The organism is Novosphingobium sp. SG754 (assembly GCF_013149315.1).
GTDB classification, from domain to species: Bacteria; Pseudomonadota; Alphaproteobacteria; order Sphingomonadales; family Sphingomonadaceae; genus Novosphingobium; species Novosphingobium capsulatum.
On the sequence record NZ_JABGCC010000003.1, the window covers coordinates 287,381 to 303,800 of the forward strand.

The window sequence follows — 16,420 nt, forward strand, 5'->3', positions numbered from 1 at the left end:
ACAATCTTGGGAACCACATCGGGTGATGGCCGGTTGCGAAACCAGGCCGGGTTTTTCCGGTCGAGCGCTAAGTCTATGGCAAGATGGGAGTTCGACACGTGAAGGTTTTCCATTTCCTGGTGGCAGCAGCGGCGATGACCAGTGTTCCGGCGCTGGCCCAGGCCCAGACCGCACCGGCGGCGAACGCTGCGGCAACCGTGGCCGTGGGTGGCACCATCTTCGATCCGCAGGGCGGCGAAGTGGGCAAGATCGTGAGCATGACCGGTGATGCCGTGGTGGTCGATACCGGGACCAACAAGGCCACTTTGCCCAAGAGCGCCATCGGCACCGGACCCAAGGGCCCGATCATCGCCATGACCAAGGCCCAGATCGACGAGCAGGTGGCCGCTGCCAACCAGAAGGCCAGCGTAGCGGTGGAAGCGGCGATGGTTGCCGGCGCACCGGTGAAAGGCAAGGCCGGCGGCGCGATCGGCACAGTCAAGGAAGTGAAGGGCGACCAAGTGATCGTGGCGCGCAGCGCCGGTTCGGTCGCTTTGCCCAAGACGGCGTTTGGCCTGGGTGCGGATGGCCTGTTCATCTCGATGACCGCAGCCGAACTGGATGCCGCGACCAAGGCGGCTGCCCCGGGGGCGTAATGCGGTGGCCCGGCCTGCCCCAGGGTGGGCCGGGCGCGCTTCGATCCAACCGGAAAAACAGTTGATTCGGCGCTATTTGCCTCTGGCCGCTTGCCGGGATTCGTGATCAAACGGCGTGTCGCTTGGACAAGGGGCATGCCACCATGAATCGGGTGTTGTTGACCAGCTTAGGGCTGTGGGTTGCCGTGTCTGGCCTGGCCGCGCCCGCTGCCCATGCCGAGGGCGCGAACAAGTGCAAGGTGGGCCTGATCGCCAAGCTGCCGGTGGTGATGGAAAACACCCGCGCCAGCGTGCCGGTAACCGTCAACGGCAAGGAAACCCGCGTCTGGCTCGATAGCGGGGCGTTCTTCAACTTCATGCCCAAGGCCCGCGCGGTGGAACTGGGCCTGCGGACCGAGCCGCTACCGATGGGGTTCTACATGACCGGAATCGGCGGCACGGTGACGCCCGAACTGGCGCAAGTGCGTGATTTTGGCATAGTGGGCGTCACGCTGCACAACGTGCAGTTCCTGGTGGGCGGCAGCGATGCCGGCAATGGCTTCCTCGGCGCCAACCTGCTGGGCGTGCAGACCACCGAGTTCGATCTTGCCAAGGGCGTGGTCAACCTGTTCCAGGAGCGCGGCTGCGACGGGATCAGCCTGGCCTATTGGGGCAAGGGCATGTCGGTGGGCGAGGCGCGCGTGTTCCGCCCGACCGACGAGCATGATTACCACATCATCGTCGAAGTGATGATCAACGGGCAGTCGATGCACGCCCTGCTCGATACTGGGGCGCCCACCACTCTGCTGGGCCGCCGGGCGGCCGAGCGCGCTGGCATAGATATGTCCGCGCCCGATGTGGTCAATTCGATGCGCATGGGCGGCATTGGCATGAAGCGGCGGGAAAGCTGGATCGTGCGCACCAAAACGATCTCGATCGGGGGCGAGGAAATCCGCAACAGCCCGATCCGGGTGATCGACGATGCCGACGATGACCGATCGAGCGACATGATCCTGGGCGTCGACTTTCTGCTGTCGCACCACATTATCGTGTCGCGCGCGCAAAGGCTCATGTTCGTGACGTACAATGGCGGGCCGATCTTTTCCGCAACGACCGATGGCGAAATCGGGCGGCTGGAAACCCGTGCCGAAAACATGGGCAAGGCCGAAACCACGGCCGATCCCAAGACGGCCGACGAATTTGCCGGGCGCGCTTCTGGCCGGATGGATCGCGGCGATACTGCCGGCGCGGTTGCCGATTTTTCCGAGGCGCTGCGCCTGGCGCCGACGCGGGCCGATCTGCTGGAGCATCGCGCCAATGCCTATCTGCGCAGTGGCAAGCTGGATCTGGCGCGCCAGGATCTCGATGCCGGGCTGGCGATCCGCCCCACCGATCACCGCCTGCTGACGCGGCGCGCACAATTGCGGCTGGCCACCGGGGACCGCGCCAGCGCGCGCGCCGATACCGATGCGGCGGCGGCGCATCTGCCGCCCGGATCGCTCGACGTGATGCAGGTGGTCAATCTCTATGAGCGGCTGGGCGCGGCCGATCGCGGGCTGGCACTGATCGATGCAGTAGTGGCGCTGCACCGCGACGATTCGGTCTATCCCAGCCTGCTCAACGCGCGCAGCTGGAACCGCGCCTTGGCCAATGCCGATCTCGATCGCGCGCTCAAGGATTGCGATCTGGCGATCAAGAAAGCCGGGCCGCAGCCGGCCATGCTCGATACGCGCGCCTTGGTGCAATACCGGCGCAAGGCCTATGCCGCCGCCATTGCCGACGAAACAACTGCGCTGGCAAGCAACCCGCGCCTGGCCGCGGCGCTGTTCGTGCGCGGGCTGGCACGCGATGCCAGCGGCGATGCCACCGGCGGCGCGGCCGATCTGGCCGCCGCCCGCGCCATCGCGCCGCGCATCGACCGGCGCTACAGGGCCTATGGCCTGATCGCCCCGCCAGCGCCGCATGCCGCGCCGGCCAAGCCGCCTGCGGGTGACGCGGACGAGGCAGAGGACGAGGACGAATAAGACGCCACAGGCGCGGCCACTGCGTTGCAAAGGCCCGATCAACTGCTATGTGTCATTACGATATGACAAGGCCCCGATCGGGCGGGAAGAGGTAATGATGCGCGTGTCCCTGCGTTGTCTTGGCGGCTTGCTGGCCGGCATGTCGGTTTTCGCGTTCACCCCGCTGGCCCATGCCGCCGCGGCTGCACCGGCGCCGCTGGGCAGTGATAGCTGCGCCGCCCTGACGCAGGCGGGCCATGTTGCCTGGCCCGAGGCCGGCACGCGGATCGTGGCGGCGACCTGGCGCCCGGCCGGCTATGCCGTGCCGCTGGTGGGCCAGCCCGATGCCCCGCCCACCCAGGCCGTGCTGCCGGCCCATTGCGAGGTCGAAGGCGTGATGCACGAACGCCGTGGCGTCGATGCCCAGGCCTATGCCATCCGCTTCCGCCTGCGCCTGCCCAGCGATTGGAACGGGCGCTTCCTGATGCAGGGCGGGGGCGGCACCAACGGCACGGTGGGCGATGCGATCGGCAAGGTCAGCATGGACCAGGCACCGGCGCTTGCCCAGGGTTTTGCCGTGCTGGCGCAGGATTCAGGGCATGACAATGCCACCAACACCGATCCCGCGCGCGGCGGCATGGTGGCTTTTGCCCATGATCCCCAGGCCCGCGCCGATTACGGCGGCGCTTCGCTGCGCCCGGTGACTCTGGCGGCCAAGGCGCTGGTTGCGGCCTATTACGGGCGCAATCCGCGCTTCAGCTATTTCTATGGCTGTTCCAAGGGCGGGCAGGAAGGCATGGTCCTGGCCCAGCAGGAGCCCGATCTCTACAACGGCATCGTCGCTGCGGCGCCGGGCTTTGCCCTGCCGCGCGCCGCCCTGGCAGAGGCGTGGAATACCAAGGCAATGGGCGGCGTGCTGGCCGCGCGCGGCGACGCGCCCACCGTGGCAAACCTCGCCCGCGCCTTTTCCGTGGAAGACGGCACGCGCGTACGCCAGGCGATCCTGGCCGCGTGCGACGGGCTGGACGGTGCCAAGGATGGCATCGTCGCCGATGGCGCGCGCTGCACCAGCGCGCTGGTGGTGCCGCAATTGCGTGCTGCGGGCCTCAGCCCGGCCCAGGTCACCGCGCTGGAGCAGATCCACGACGGGGTGAGCGATGGCGCCGGGCGGCAGATCTATCCCGGCTTTGGCTGGGATGCCGGCTGGTTCGATCCAGGCTGGCGTATCTGGATGACCGGCAGCCCGGATGGGCGCGTGCCGGCGCTCAATGTCGTGCTGGGCGGGCCATCGCGCGTGGTGCTGTTTGCCACGCCGCCGGGCAATGTGCCGCTGGCGCCCGATGCCATCCTGGCCGCGCAACTGGCGTTTGATCCGGCGCGCGATGCCGCGGCGGTGACCGCCACCGCGCCGGGCTGGCCGCGCTCTGCCTGGCAGGACGTGGGCGCGCATGTGCCCGATCTCGATCGCTTCCAGGCGCGCGGCGGCCGCCTGATCGTGCCACATGGCGCATCCGATCCGGTCTTTTCGCTCAACGATACGCTGGGCTGGTGGCGCGCGCTCGATCGCCACAGTGGCGGGCGTGCGGCCGGCTATGCCCGGGTGTTTCCGGTGCCGGGCATGGCGCATTGCGCCGGTGGCCCGGCCACCGATCGCTATGACGCGTTGCGCGCGCTGGTCGATTGGGTGGAGCAGGGCAAGGCGCCCGAAGCGCTGGCGGCCAAGGCCGGCCCGGCCACGCCCTGGCCCGGGCGGGAGCGGCCGCTGTGCCGCTATCCGCTGGTGGCCAGGACCAAGGGCGGCGTGACGGCCTGCGCCATGCCACCCAAGACCGCCCGCCGCTGATCAGCGCACCTTGTAGACGGCGATGTCGACAGCCGGGTGGGCCGGGTCATTGCCGCCCGTGACCGTGGCGACATAGGCGCCGCTGTTGAGCCAGCCTTGCGGGCCGAGCGGCGCCTCGAACATCGGCATGCCCACCATCTGTGGCTTTTCGCCGTGGGGGCCGGGGCAGGCCTTGGCGTGGTTGACCACGTTGATCACGGCCCCGTCGGCGGCCTTGAGCATATAGTCGGCATGCAGTTCGATGCAGCCGCCCGCGCCGTGCAACTGCCAGTCCCACCCACCGGGCAGCACCACGCCGTGCAGCATGGGCCCATCGACCGTGCCCCCGGTAATGCGCACCAGGCTGCGCCCGCCGCGCGGCGTCTGGCCCACGTCAAGGCTTTCGCCCAACAGGACATGGGCGCGGAACGCCGGCTCCAGCACGGGGGGCGGTGCCATGGGCGCATCGGCATGGACCACGGCGGGTAGCGCGGCGAGAAGGGCCAGCGCCGGGGCGGCAAGGCGTGGTAACAGGGCTGCGAACATCGGGTGGTGGGCCTTTCAGGATGGCGCTGTTGTGCGATTGAGTAAACGATTGTGCAAATAGCCGCCTTATGCAAGATGGCATGGCCGCGACGGCGAGGGAGACGATGATGATCAACAGACGGTCGGTCTTGCGCCGGGGTGGCGTGGCGCTGGGGGTTGGCCTGGGTGGAATGGGCCTGGGCGGCGTGGGCCTGAGCAGCCTGGGCATCGGCGGGCTGGACTTTGCCAGCGCAGCTGCCGCCGATCCACTGGCCGGCGTCGATCCCGAACTGCGCGCTGGCGCTGCCACTGTCCTGGCCATGGGGGCCAAGCTTTCCCCGCTGACCACCGCGCGGCTGCCGATCCTGCGGGGGGGCGGGGCGGCGATGGCCGGGCCGCTGCGCGCCGATGTGCCGGTGGAGGCGCGCAAGATCGCGGTGGGTCCAGGCATTCCCGACGTGACGGTACAGGTGATCAATGCCGGCACCGGGGCCGGCGGCCGGGCCAGCGGTGGCCCGCGCCCGGCAATCCTGCACACCCATGGCGGCGGTTTCGTGGCCGGTTCGGCCCTGGCCGAGCGCGGCTATCTGCAGGATTTTGCCCACGCGCTCGATTGCGTGATCGTCTCGGTGGAATACACCCTGGCGCCCGAGGCACGGTTTACCCGATCGGTGGCGGAAACCTATGCCGGGCTGCGCTGGCTGCATGACCAGGCCGAGGCGCTGGGCGTCGATCGGCGGCGCCTGGCAGTGATGGGCGAAAGCGCCGGCGGCGGCCATGCCGCCCTGCTGGCGATCCAGGCGCGCGACCGGGGCGAGGTGCCGCTGGTCTTGCAAGTGCTGACCTATCCCATGCTCGATGATCGCACCGGCAGCACGGTGATGCCGCCGCCCGGCATCGGCAAGCTGGGCTGGGACGCGCAGGCCAATCGCTTTGGCTGGGAGAGTTTTCTGGGCGCCACGCCGGGGTCGCGCGCGGTGCCGGCCGCCGGGGTGCCGGCCCGCTGCGCGCGCCTGGCCGGCCTGGCGCCAGCGTTCATCGCGGTGGGTGGGATCGATCTGTTCGTGGATGAAGACATCACTTATGCCCGGCGCCTGACCGATGCCGGCGTGCCGACCGAACTGCTGGTGATCCCCGGCGCCTATCACGGGTTTGACCGCGTGGTGCCCGATGCATCGCCCTCGCGCCGGTTGATTGCGGCGCGGCTGGCGGCCTTGCGCCGCGCGTTTGGCCAGCCGGCGGGATAGGCGCCCGCCTGCGCACAGGCATGGCCTTGCCGTGGGATAGCCGCCGCGTCATGGTGCCGGCGGCAGCGGCGATACGATGAAACGGACCACATGAATCTCAAGCAATTTGCTGAACTGGCAGGGGTTTCCACCGCAACCGCATCCCGCGCGCTGAGCGGGACGGGCCGGGTCAGCGAAGAGACCACCAGCCGGATCGTCGCCCTGGCGGAAAAGCTGGGCTATCAGCCCAACGCGATCGCTCGCAACCTGCGCACCCAGCGCACAATGACGGTGGGCGTGGTGGTGCCGATGGGCCACGATGCGTTGCAGCACCTGTCTGACCCGTTCTTCAACACGATGATCGGCTTCCTCGCCGATGCCCTGGTCGAGCATGGCTATGACCTGCTGCTCTCGCGCGTGCTGCCCGATGATGAGCGCTGGCTGGATCGTTACATCGGCACCGGCCGGGTCGATGGCATTCTGGTGATCGGTCAATCGGATCAATACCATGTGATCGAAAGCATGGCCCGCCGCTATCGCCCGATGGTGGTGTGGGGCGGGCAGATGCCGGGGCAGCGCCATTGCGCGGTGGGATCGGACAATTTTCGCGGCGGGCAGATGGCCGCCGAACACCTGATCGCGCGGGGGTGCCGCCTGCTGGCCTTTGCCGGGCCGGGGCTGGGGGTGGAATTTGGCGAGCGCCTGGCCGGGGTGCGCGCCGCGCTGGCTGCTGCCGGCCTGCCGCCGCCGGTGGAACTGCCCTCGCACTTCGAGCCCGATGCCGCCTATCGCGATCTGGCCAAGCACCTGGGCGCGCTCGACAGCATGCCCGATGGCATCGTTGCCGGCGCCGACGTGACCGCCGCCAGCATGCTCAAGGCGCTGGCCGAAATGGGCTGCGACGTGCCAGGCACGATCAAGGTCATCGGCTATGACGGGCTGCCGATCGCCGGGCATCTCGTGCCCGCGCTCACCACGATCGACCAGCACTTGCGCGAAGGGGCGCGGATCATGGTCGATCTGTTGATGCGGCGCATTGCCGGCGAAGACGCGCCCTCGGTGCGGATCGAGCCGCGCCTGCTGGTGCGCCAGTCAACCTGAGCGCAAGCCACCTGACGACAGCCCACCTGAAAACAGCCAATGTGACAGCGTGAGACACCCGCCAAGGCGGCCAAGGCAATTTTTGCGCATCGATGCGCAATCGATTGCGCAAACGAAAATGATGGCGTAGGCGTAGCGTCGAATCGCGGACGACCACGCGCCGGCCCGGCCGGTGCAGCGCCGATCCAACCAGGGAGAGAGACACATGATCCATCGCACCATCCTGCTCGGCTCGGCCGGCATCCTGGCTTTGGCCCTGACGGCGCCCACCACCGCCTTGGCGCAGGAAGCCGCCCCGCAGGCCGCGCCCGAGGCAGTGGCCGATACGCCACCCGCCGAAATCGTCGTTACCGCGCAAAAGAGCAGCGAGCGCATCAGCAAGGCGCCGATCGCCGTCAGCGTGGTGGCGCAGGGCCTGCTCGATCGCCAAGGGCTGACCACGGGCGAACAGCTGGCCACCACGGTGCCTTCGCTCAAGCTGTCGCAGAACGGCTTTGCCATTCGCGGCATCGGCAGCAACAACGGCTTCAGCGGCTATTCCACCGTCGCCACGCAGATCGACGGCATCTACAATCCGTTTTCCGCCGCGCTGACCATGGCGGTGTTCGACGTGGCCTCGATCGAAGTGCTGCGCGGGCCGCAGGGCACGGTTTATGGCCGCAATGCCACGGCCGGCGTCGTCAACATCAATACCGCTGATCCGGGGCGCAACCTGGGTGGCAGCGCCAGTGTGCAATATGGCCGCTTCAACGATATCCGCGCCCAGGCGGCGATCGACCTGCCGATTGCCGATACGTTCGGCATCCGCATTGCCGCCTTCCACCAGATCAACGACGGCTATGGCCCGCAGTTCAAGACCGACCGCTTTGACAAGACCGATCTGTCGGCCGTGCGTGTCACTGCCAAGTGGGATATCACGCCCAACCTGAGCTGGCGCGTTTCGGGCGCCTATGGCGAGAACAACAGCACCGTGCCGGCGGTCTATCTGCGCAACTACACCTATTACCCCAATGCCGATCTCAAGGCCGGCACGTTTGGCCAGGGCGTGATCGTGCCGAGCGATGCGGTCAATCCCGGCCTCGATCTGGTGACCAACAATCGCCAGGCGGTCAAAAGCTATGACGTGCGCTCGAAGATGGTGTGGCGCGCATCGGGCGCGCTGACGCTGACCTGGCTGGCTGGCTATTCCGAACTCAAGAACAACGGCGTGACCGCAACCAGCGGCGTATTCTCGCAGGAATACATCAACCAGCGCATGCAGACCTGGTCGCACGAACTTGACGTGAACTATGAAAGCGGGCCGATCAAGCTGGTTGCCGGCGCCTATATCTCGGAAGACAAGCAGCCCTCGGGCCAGCGCCTGCTGCACGCCGGCAACACCGCGCCGGCACCGTTCAACAGCGTGTACAACATCTTTGGCGCCAAGGTGGCCGGCACCGGCAACCAGATTTCCACGATCAGCGCGGTGGACGTGGTCAACACCTATTCCGGCACGGGCAGCCGTTCCAAGGCGCTGTTCGGCCAGGCGACGCTCAAGCCGGTATCGGGCCTGCGCATCAACCTGGGCCTGCGTTCGACCTGGGACAAGGTGTTTTCGCGCGAGCAGCAATTGGTCTGCCAGGGCGACACGGTGACGCGCGCCAATATCAGCGGCACCACCTGCCCGACCTTTGCCCTCGCCTATACCGACGACAGCAACCGTCCGGCGGCCAAGTTCAGCAAGGTGAACTGGAAGATCGGCTTCGATGCCGACATCACGCCTGACGTGATCGGCTATGCCTCGGTATCGACCGGCTATCGCGGCGGTGGCCTGCAGGCCAGCACCAACCCCGCTGCGTTCCGCCAGTATGCGCCTGAAACCGTGACCAACTATGAAGCGGGCCTGCGCGCCAACCTGCTCAACAACCGCCTGTTCGTGGGCCTTACCGCCTATCAGATGGACTATCGCGACCTGCAGGTTTCGACGATCATCGTCGATCCGGTGCAGGGGCCGATCGCGGTGACGACCAATGCCGCCAAGGCGCGCATTCGCGGGCTGGAGCTGGAAACCACGTTCCGGCCGACCTCGGCCGATCGCTTCTCGGGCTATATCTCGCTGATGGACGCCAAGTTCCGCAGCTTTGCCAATACGCCCGATGGGCTGCTCTATGCCGATACGATGTACAACATCTTTGCGCCGCTCCTGGGCTATGCGCCAATCAATGCCGCCACGACCGACAACACCGGCAAGCGCCTGCCCAATGCCCCGACGTTCAGCGCGCGCGCCAGCTATGGCCACACGTTCACATTTGCCTCTGGCGCCAAGATCACGCCGGCGGTGGATTTCTATTACCAGACCCACAGCTATGCCACGGCGCAGAACATCGCGCAGGGCCTGATCGATGGCTATACCAAGACCGACCTCAACCTGCAGTTCGACGAGGCCAGCGGCCACGCCTATGTCAACCTGTTCGTCAACAATCTGGAAGATCGCCGCATTCCCACGCTGGTGACGCCGGTGTGGAGTTCGACCACGGCAAGCTATGCGCCGCCGCGCACCTATGGCATTCGCATCGGCTTCAAGTATTGACGCTGGAAAGCGCGAACGTGCGAAGGGAAGGGCGATGGACCATGCAATCAACCGGCGGGGCATGCTGGGCCTGTTGGGGGGCGCCATGATGGCCGGTTCGTTTGCCGATGCCGCGGCGGGCCATGCGCGCGCGCCGCTGCAAACCCCGATCGGGGCGAGCGCCCTGCCGCCGGCGTGGCAGGCGGCAGAGGCCGTGCCGCTGTGGCAGGGGCGCGTGGCGCCGGGTGGAACCTTTCACCCGGTGGCGCGCGCGGCCGATCTGGCCGCCACGTTGGTGACCGACGTGGCCGCGCCGGAACTGCGCGTGTTCCGTCCGCAACACGGCAATGGCCGCGCGCTGCTGGTCATTCCGGGCGGCGCCTATACCTTCGTTTCGGTGCGCAACGAAGGGGTGGACGTGGCCGCGCGGTTTACCGCGCTGGGCTATACCGTGTTCGTGCTGGTCTATCGCCTGCCCGGCGAAGGCTGGACCCCGCGCGCCGATGTGCCGCTGGCCGATGCCCAGCGCGCGATGCGGCAGATCCGCGCCTTGGCCGGCACGCACGGGTTTGATCCGGCGCAGGTGGCGGCGATCGGCTTTTCCGCTGGTGGCCATCTCGCCGCCTCGCTGCTGACCGGGTATGACGAGGCCTTGTTCGCGCCGGGCGATGCGATCGATCGTCTGGATGCACGGCCGGCCTGCGGCGTGCTGGTCTATCCGGTGATCGCGATGGAGCCGCCCTATACCCACGCGTATTCGTGCAGCCGCTTGCTGGGCGATCATCCCGATGCGGCGCTGATCGCGCGGCGATCGCCGGCGCGCCATGTCGGCGCGCAGACGCCGCCGGTGATGCTGGCGCATGCGTTCGATGATCCGGCCGTGCCGTGGCAAAACAGCACGCAGTTCATCGAGGCTATGCAGGCTGCCCACCGCCCGGTGGAAGCGCATTTCTTTGAGGAAGGCGGCCACGGCTTTGGCACCGGCCCGGCCAATGCGCCGGCCGGGCAGTGGACCAACCTGACTGCAAGCTGGCTGGACCGCCAGCTGGGCTAGGCTAGGCCAGGAATACCCGGCACAGCAGCGCGAGGGCGAGGGCGGGCGGCATCGCGATCAGGCCCAGCTTGAAGAACGTGGCAAAGCCCACGTCTTCGCCTTCGCGCCGGATCACCTGCAGCCACAGGATCGTGGCGAGCGAGCCGGTGATCGACAGGTTCGGCCCAAGATCGACACCGATCAGCAGGGCATCGACGACCACGCGCAGCGGATGCGCCAGCGCCACCGTTCCGGCCGCGACCAGCCCGGCGGGCAGGTTGTTCATGATGTTGCAGACAAACGCCAGAACCGTGCCGGCGGCCAGCGCCGTCGTTGCCGGCTGGGCCGTGGCCTGCGCCAGCATCCGCGCCAAGGCGCCGATCGCGCCGGTGCGGTCCACCGCCTCTACCACCACGAACAGGCCCGCCACCAGCGGCAGCACGCCCCAGGACACGTGGCGCGCCAGGCCCAACGGCGATTGCCGCGCGAACAGCGATACGCCGATGGCGCAGGCGAGGCCCGCCACGGCCGTCGGCAGGCCCAGCGGGCGATCGAGCGCCGAGGCGGCGAGCAGCACGCCGGCGGTCAGCACAATGGCCAGCACCGCCGCCTTGCCCGCGCGCGACAGGGCGGGCCGCTCCACCACGGCGGCGCAAGTGCCCGCCAGATCGCGGCGGAAATACCAGCGCAGCACGGCATAAGTGGCGCCGATCGCCGCCAGCGAGGGCAGGGCAAAGGCCGCCAGCCACGGCCCCAGCGGCGGCATGTGCCCGCCATAGAGCACGAGGTTGGCGGGGTTGGAGATGGGCAGTACGAAGCTGGCGGCATTGGCGATCAGCGCGCAGGCAAACAGCAGCGGCAAAGGCTCTGCCCGCGCCTTGCGCGCCACGGCAAAGACCGCCGGGGTCAGCACCACGGCGGTGGCATCGTTGGACAGGAACACGGTGACCACCGCGCCAGTGGCATAGACCAGCGTGAACAGCCGCGCGCGCGATCCGCCGGCGTGGTTGACGGCGGCAGCGGCGACCCAGTCAAACACGCCGTGCTGGCGCGCCGCCTCGCTCAGCAGCATCATGCCGGTCAGGAACAGATAGACGTCGAGCCCCTTGGCCACGGCGGCGCCGGCGGCAGGCAGCGGCATCAGTCCGGTCAGCACCAGCAATGCGGCGCCGCTGGCGGCCCAGATCCATTCGGGCCAGCGCATCGGGCGCGCGATCACGCCGGCGGTGGCAAGGCTGGCGATCGCCCAGATGGCGCCGGTGGCAGTTGGCATCGGCGCCGTCATGGCCGCCCGGCGCCGGCCGCGCAAGCCGGGCGCAGCGTGCCAGCAAAACCTATCCACAGTGCCAGGCTGGCGAGGGCAAAGCCGCCGAGGATGAAGAACGTGGCGTGATAGCCCAGCATCTGCGCCAGCCACCCGCCGATCGCGGGAGACAGGCTGGCGCCCACGCCCTGCACGGTCATCACCGCACCCTGGCCCACGTTGACGCGGCCCGTGCCATCGAGCAGGCAGGCGATCAGGCCGGGCACGGCCACGCTTTGCAGGCCGGCGCCAATGCCGTCGAGCGCCTGGACCGGCCACACGCCCCAGTGTTCGATAAAGGCGCCGGCAAGCAGCCCGCGCAGCGGCAGCGCCGCGAACGACACCAGCAGCACCAGCCAATAGCCGCGCTGATGCGCCAGCTTCATCGCCGCGAGGCTGGCCACGATCATCACCGCCTGGGCGACCATCACCGTGGTGGCGGTGAACATGGCCGGATCGCCCTTGCCCATGCCCACCACCGCCATGCCATAAAGCGGCAGCATCGCCCCGTTGCCGAGGTGGAAGCAGGCGAGCGCGGCGGCGAGGATCAGCAGCGGCTTGTTGGCAAGCAGTTCGCGAAAGCCTTCGGCCTGGCCATCGGCAGTGGCCTGGTGTTCCGGCTCCAGCCCGCGCGCGGCGCGGTGATCGATCGCGCGTTCGGGGATGGAGAGCACGGCGGTGATCGCCATGACGCCGAACGCTGCCGCCAGGAAGAAGATCGCCGGCATGCCAAAGCGCCAGCCAAGCCAGCCCGACAGCCCGGCGCCGACCAGATTGCCGGCATGGTTCCACGCCTGGTTGCGGCCATTCTGCGCGTTGAAGCCGCGTTGCCGCACCACGCCCAGGGTAATCCCGGCCACGGCCGGGCCGATCGCCGCGCCGGCAATCGCGGTGGCGACCTGGCTGCCGGCGACAACCAGGAACGCCTGCGACCACAAGAGCAGGAACGAGGCGAGCACGGTGCAGATGCCGGTGATCACCACCACCCAGCGCTTGTGCGCGGTGTGATCGATAAAGGCGCCGGCCGGCACGGTCATCGCCATGCCGGCAATGCCGCCGGCGGTCATCACCGTGCCGATAGGTCCGGTCTGCCAGCCGCGCTGCTGCAGGAACACGCCCAGGAACGGGCCAATGCCGGCCTGCATATCGGCCATGAAGAAATTGAGCGCCTGCAGGGCGCGGGTTGCGCGCCGCCGATCGGCATTGTCCGTTGCTGCTGCGCCCACGCCCTTAACCCTTTGAACCCGCTTTGGCTGGTGAACTCTGCCGTGGCGGGATGTTTCCCTGGCAATGGGGGCATGGGGTGCGGCTTAGGGCAGGGTGGCGAAGAAGGCGTCGAGCGCGGCGAGGCTGTCTGGCTCGTCCATCATCGGGGCGTGGCCGATGCCGGCAATGGCGGCGAGCCGGGCCCGCGGCTTGCCCGCAACCATGGCCTGGGCCACGGCTTCATCCAGCAGATCGGTGGCCGTGCCGCGCAGCAGCAGGACCGGGCGATCCTGGGCAAAGGCATGCCATTTGCCCCAGGGATCGGGATCGGCCACGATTTTGCCAAAGGCCTGGGCGATGGCGGGATCGTAATCCGCCACGATCGCGCCGTCCTCTTCGCGGAACAGGCGGCGGGCCATGGCCAGCCAGTCTGCCGCGCCATAGTGGGGAAAGACATCGGCGTTGAGCGTGGCGCAGGCCTTGGCCGCATCGTCCCACGTGGCGATCGCGCCACCCTTGCCGACATAGCCGGCGATGCGCGCTAGGCCGCGCGGAGACAGTTGCGGGCCGATATCGTTGATGACGGCGGCCGCGACGCGGGCGGGGGCGTGGGTGGCGAGGGCCACCGTGATCAGCCCCCCCATCGACGTGCCGATGAACACCGCGCGGGCAATGCCCAGGTCATCGAGCAGGGCGCAGACATCGGCCACATAAGTGTCCACGTCATAGCGCTGCGCCGGATCGCGCGCTGAAAGCCCGCGCCCGCGCATGTCGAGCGCCAGCACGCGCCGCCCGCGCGCGGCGAGCCATGGGGCCAGCGCCTCGAAATCGCGGGAATTGCGCGTCAGGCCGTGCAGGCACACCACCGGCAGCCGCGCCGGGCCGGGCGCTGCAGGGTAATCCCGGCTCGACAGCGCCAGCCCATCGGGCGATGTCCATTGGCGCAGGGCGAACGGTGCAAGACCCGTCACGCGGGTTCCTCCGCGTTGGCACTTGGCGATGACAGGCCATGGGCCAGCAGGCGGCCGGCTTCCTGCACCACGCCTTCGGGTGCCTCATCGCCCCACACGCCAAAGCGCAGGCCCAGGAACACGTTCATGCCCATGATCGCCCAGGCGCGCACCTCGCTGTCGCCGGCGCTGATCTCGCCGCGCTGGGCGGCCGCTTCCAGCCGGGCGGCGATGCGCGCGGCCGAATTGGTATAGTGTTCGCGATAGGCGGCCGGATCGACGAATTCGGATTCATCGATGATCCGGTAGATCTCCTTGTGCTGGCGCACGAAGTTCAGATAGGCGAGCTGGCCGGCGCTTTCGGCGGCAAGCTGGTTGGGCGCGGCGGCAATGCTGGGGCCGACGAAATCCTTCACCTGCCCCGAAAGATCGCGCACCAGCGCCTGGAAGATCGCTTCCTTGCTGTCAAAATAGACGTAGAAGCTGCCGGTGGCGACCCCGGCGCGCGCGGTGATCTGGCTGATCGCGGCATCGTGAAAGCCCTTTTCGCCAAACTCTTCGGCCGCCGCATTGAGCAGCGCGCGCAGCGTACGCCGACCGCGCTCGGTCTTGGGCACCTTGGACGGGCGGGGCGCTGGTGCCGCCGCCGCGGCATCGGGCTGCGGTGCCGCCGTGGCGGAGGAAGGCGCGGGAGAAGTCCGGGTTTCAGCCATGAGCAGCCAGTTCTAATTTGAAGAGTGATTCATTTTTCACTAGTATGCCGGAACCGGCCGGCAGCGCAAGGTACAGCCAAGCCCATGCCGCGCTCAATGGGAGAGACGAATGCCACCTGCGCCAGAATCGCACGATAGCCTGCCCTTGCTGCGCCGCCCGGCGTTCGTGCTGGCGATGCTGCTGGTGGTCTACACGTTCAATTTCATCGATCGGCAGATCCTGGGCATTCTCGCCGGGCCGATCAAGGCCGATCTGGGCCTGAGCGACACCCAGCTCGGCGCGCTGGGCGGCTTTGCCTTTGCCCTGCTCTATTCCACCATGGGTCTGCCGCTGGCCTGGCTGGCCGATCGGCGCGGGCGCACGCGGGTGATTGCGGCCTCGCTGGCGGTGTGGAGCGCGTTTACCGCGCTGTGCGGCATGGTTTCGGGCTTTTGGGCGATGTTTGCCTGCCGGCTGGGGGTGGGGGTGGGCGAGGCCGGCGGCGTAGCGCCATCCTATGCGCTGATTTCCGATACCTTTCCGCCGCAGCGGCGGGCACGCGCACTGGCGATCTATTCGCTGGGCATCCCGCTGGGATCGGCAGCGGGCATCCTCTTGGGTGGCTATGTCGCGGCGGCGGTGAACTGGCGCGCGGCGTTCCTGGCGGTGGGCCTGGCCGGCCTGGCATTCACCCCGCTGTTTGCCTGGGCCGTGCGCGATCCGCGCCGTCCGCAAGCGGGGGAAGCGCCGGCGATGCGCGCGGTTCTGGCGATCCTGGCGCGCAAGCGCAGTTTCTGGCTGCTGGCGCTGGGCGCGGCATCGTGTTCGATGATGGGCTATGGCCTGGCGTTCTGGCTGCCCTCGCTGATGCGCCGCTCGTTCGCGCTGGGCCTGGTCGAAACCTCGCAGTTCTTTGGCCTGCTGCTGCTGGTGGGGGGCTCTGCCGGGGTCATGGCCGGGGGAGTGCTGGCCGATTGGCTGGGCACGCGCAGCCGCGCCGCCTATGCCCGCGTGCCGGCGCTGGCGTTCCTGGCCGGGGTGCCGCTGTTCGTGGCCGGGCTCCATGCCGGCAGCGCCGCGCTGGCGTTCTGGCTGTTCCTGTTGCCCCAGGCGCTGGTCTATATCTGGCTGGGCCCGATCCTGACCGCGGTGCAGCACCTTGTGCCCGCACCGATGCGCGCCACCGCATCTGCCGCGTTCCTGCTGATCAACAACCTGATCGGCGTGGGGCTGGGATCGCTGACCATCGGCAAGCTGTCTGACCTGCTCACCCCGCAGTTCGGCAACGATGCGCTTCGCCAGGCGATCCAGATCGGCCTGGGCTTCTACCTGCTCGCGGCCGTGCTGATGCTGGCAGGCGCGCGCCATCTGGCGCGGGAATGGGTGGATTGATTTT

Annotated in this window: 13 protein-coding genes; 8 read left to right on the forward strand and 5 right to left on the reverse strand. The window is 68.2% G+C overall.

Annotated features, from left to right (window positions below; all coding sequences use genetic code 11):
* The first annotated feature begins 98 nt into the window (after nt 1-98).
* The 3 genes from FHW97_RS09310 to FHW97_RS09320 all read left to right on the forward strand — a co-directional run bounded on the left by FHW97_RS09310 (nt 99) and on the right by FHW97_RS09320 (nt 4,460).
* The gene (locus FHW97_RS09310) at nt 99-635 is read left to right on the forward strand and encodes a hypothetical protein (RefSeq protein WP_370525363.1); all 537 of its coding nucleotides are present in this window, start codon (nt 99-101) and stop codon (nt 633-635) included.
* Between the two features lie 143 nt (nt 636-778).
* On the forward strand, nt 779-2,638 hold the full coding sequence (locus FHW97_RS09315; RefSeq protein ID WP_171798775.1) for an aspartyl protease family protein: 1,860 nt from the start codon (nt 779-781) through the stop codon (nt 2,636-2,638).
* A gap of 94 nt (nt 2,639-2,732) precedes the next feature.
* A complete protein-coding gene (locus FHW97_RS09320) occupies nt 2,733-4,460 on the forward strand; it encodes a tannase/feruloyl esterase family alpha/beta hydrolase (RefSeq protein ID WP_216647707.1) in 1,728 nt (575 codons plus the stop codon).
* On the opposite strand, the gene FHW97_RS09325 is transcribed toward FHW97_RS09320, so the two are convergent.
* A complete protein-coding gene (locus FHW97_RS09325; protein ID WP_171798776.1) occupies nt 4,461-4,985 on the reverse strand; it encodes a DUF3237 domain-containing protein in 525 nt (174 codons plus the stop codon). It lies immediately after the preceding gene.
* Nucleotides 4,986-5,089: 104 nt separating this feature from the next.
* On the opposite strand from FHW97_RS09325, the gene FHW97_RS09330 reads away from it, so the two are divergent.
* From FHW97_RS09330 to FHW97_RS09345, 4 genes are all read left to right on the forward strand, one after another.
* Nucleotides 5,090-6,211: an alpha/beta hydrolase gene (locus FHW97_RS09330; protein ID WP_253941700.1), complete on the forward strand. Its 1,122-nt coding sequence runs from the start codon at nt 5,090-5,092 to the stop codon at nt 6,209-6,211.
* A 90-nt stretch (nt 6,212-6,301) separates the two neighbouring features.
* Nucleotides 6,302-7,291, forward strand: coding sequence for a LacI family DNA-binding transcriptional regulator (locus tag FHW97_RS09335; RefSeq protein ID WP_062784204.1), 990 nt, complete (start codon nt 6,302-6,304; stop codon nt 7,289-7,291).
* 205 nt (nt 7,292-7,496) lie between these two features.
* Complete coding sequence (locus tag FHW97_RS09340; protein ID WP_171798777.1) at nt 7,497-9,860, forward strand: TonB-dependent receptor; 2,364 nt, start codon at nt 7,497-7,499, stop codon at nt 9,858-9,860.
* Between the two features lie 34 nt (nt 9,861-9,894).
* On the forward strand, nt 9,895-10,893 hold the full coding sequence (locus FHW97_RS09345; protein WP_171798778.1) for an alpha/beta hydrolase: 999 nt from the start codon (nt 9,895-9,897) through the stop codon (nt 10,891-10,893).
* Between the two features lies 1 nt (nt 10,894).
* Here FHW97_RS09345 and FHW97_RS09350 read toward each other — a convergent pair whose 3' ends face one another.
* The 4 genes from FHW97_RS09350 to FHW97_RS09365 all read right to left on the reverse strand — a co-directional run bounded on the left by FHW97_RS09350 (nt 10,895) and on the right by FHW97_RS09365 (nt 15,044).
* The gene (locus FHW97_RS09350) at nt 10,895-12,145 is read right to left on the reverse strand and encodes an arsenic transporter (RefSeq protein WP_171798779.1); all 1,251 of its coding nucleotides are present in this window, start codon (nt 12,143-12,145) and stop codon (nt 10,895-10,897) included.
* Nucleotides 12,146-12,153: 8 nt separating this feature from the next.
* Nucleotides 12,154-13,401 carry an MFS transporter gene (locus FHW97_RS09355; RefSeq protein ID WP_370525362.1) on the reverse strand — a complete coding sequence of 416 codons (1,248 nt, stop codon included), beginning with the start codon at nt 13,399-13,401 and terminating at the stop codon, nt 12,154-12,156.
* 84 nt (nt 13,402-13,485) lie between these two features.
* Nucleotides 13,486-14,352, reverse strand: a complete 867-nt coding sequence (locus tag FHW97_RS09360) for an alpha/beta fold hydrolase (protein ID WP_171798780.1) — start codon at nt 14,350-14,352, stop codon at nt 13,486-13,488.
* Entirely contained in the window at nt 14,349-15,044 is a 696-nt protein-coding gene (locus FHW97_RS09365; RefSeq protein ID WP_171798781.1) for a TetR/AcrR family transcriptional regulator, read from the reverse strand. The genes FHW97_RS09360 and FHW97_RS09365 overlap by 4 nt, the downstream gene beginning before the upstream one ends.
* Before the next feature lie 109 nt (nt 15,045-15,153).
* Between FHW97_RS09365 and FHW97_RS09370 the strand changes: the two genes are divergently transcribed.
* Complete coding sequence (locus tag FHW97_RS09370; protein WP_171793047.1) at nt 15,154-16,416, forward strand: MFS transporter; 1,263 nt, start codon at nt 15,154-15,156, stop codon at nt 16,414-16,416.
* Nucleotides 16,417-16,420: the final 4 nt, after the last annotated feature.

What these genes read in the sequence shown, in the direction of transcription:
- FHW97_RS09315 (WP_171798775.1), top strand. Translation starts at nt 779, where the DNA reads ATGAATCGGGTGTTGTTGACCAGCTTAGGGCTGTGGGTTGCCGTGTCT.
- FHW97_RS09320 (WP_216647707.1), top strand. Translation starts at nt 2,733, where the DNA reads ATGATGCGCGTGTCCCTGCGTTGTCTTGGCGGCTTGCTGGCCGGCATG.
- FHW97_RS09325 (WP_171798776.1), bottom strand. Translation starts at nt 4,985, where the DNA reads ATGTTCGCAGCCCTGTTACCACGCCTTGCCGCCCCGGCGCTGGCCCTT.
- FHW97_RS09330 (WP_253941700.1), top strand. Translation starts at nt 5,090, where the DNA reads ATGATGATCAACAGACGGTCGGTCTTGCGCCGGGGTGGCGTGGCGCTG.
- FHW97_RS09335 (WP_062784204.1), top strand. Translation starts at nt 6,302, where the DNA reads ATGAATCTCAAGCAATTTGCTGAACTGGCAGGGGTTTCCACCGCAACC.
- FHW97_RS09340 (WP_171798777.1), top strand. Translation starts at nt 7,497, where the DNA reads ATGATCCATCGCACCATCCTGCTCGGCTCGGCCGGCATCCTGGCTTTG.
- FHW97_RS09345 (WP_171798778.1), top strand. Translation starts at nt 9,895, where the DNA reads ATGGACCATGCAATCAACCGGCGGGGCATGCTGGGCCTGTTGGGGGGC.
- FHW97_RS09350 (WP_171798779.1), bottom strand. Translation starts at nt 12,145, where the DNA reads ATGCCAACTGCCACCGGCGCCATCTGGGCGATCGCCAGCCTTGCCACC.
- FHW97_RS09365 (WP_171798781.1), bottom strand. Translation starts at nt 15,044, where the DNA reads ATGGCTGAAACCCGGACTTCTCCCGCGCCTTCCTCCGCCACGGCGGCA.
- FHW97_RS09370 (WP_171793047.1), top strand. Translation starts at nt 15,154, where the DNA reads ATGCCACCTGCGCCAGAATCGCACGATAGCCTGCCCTTGCTGCGCCGC.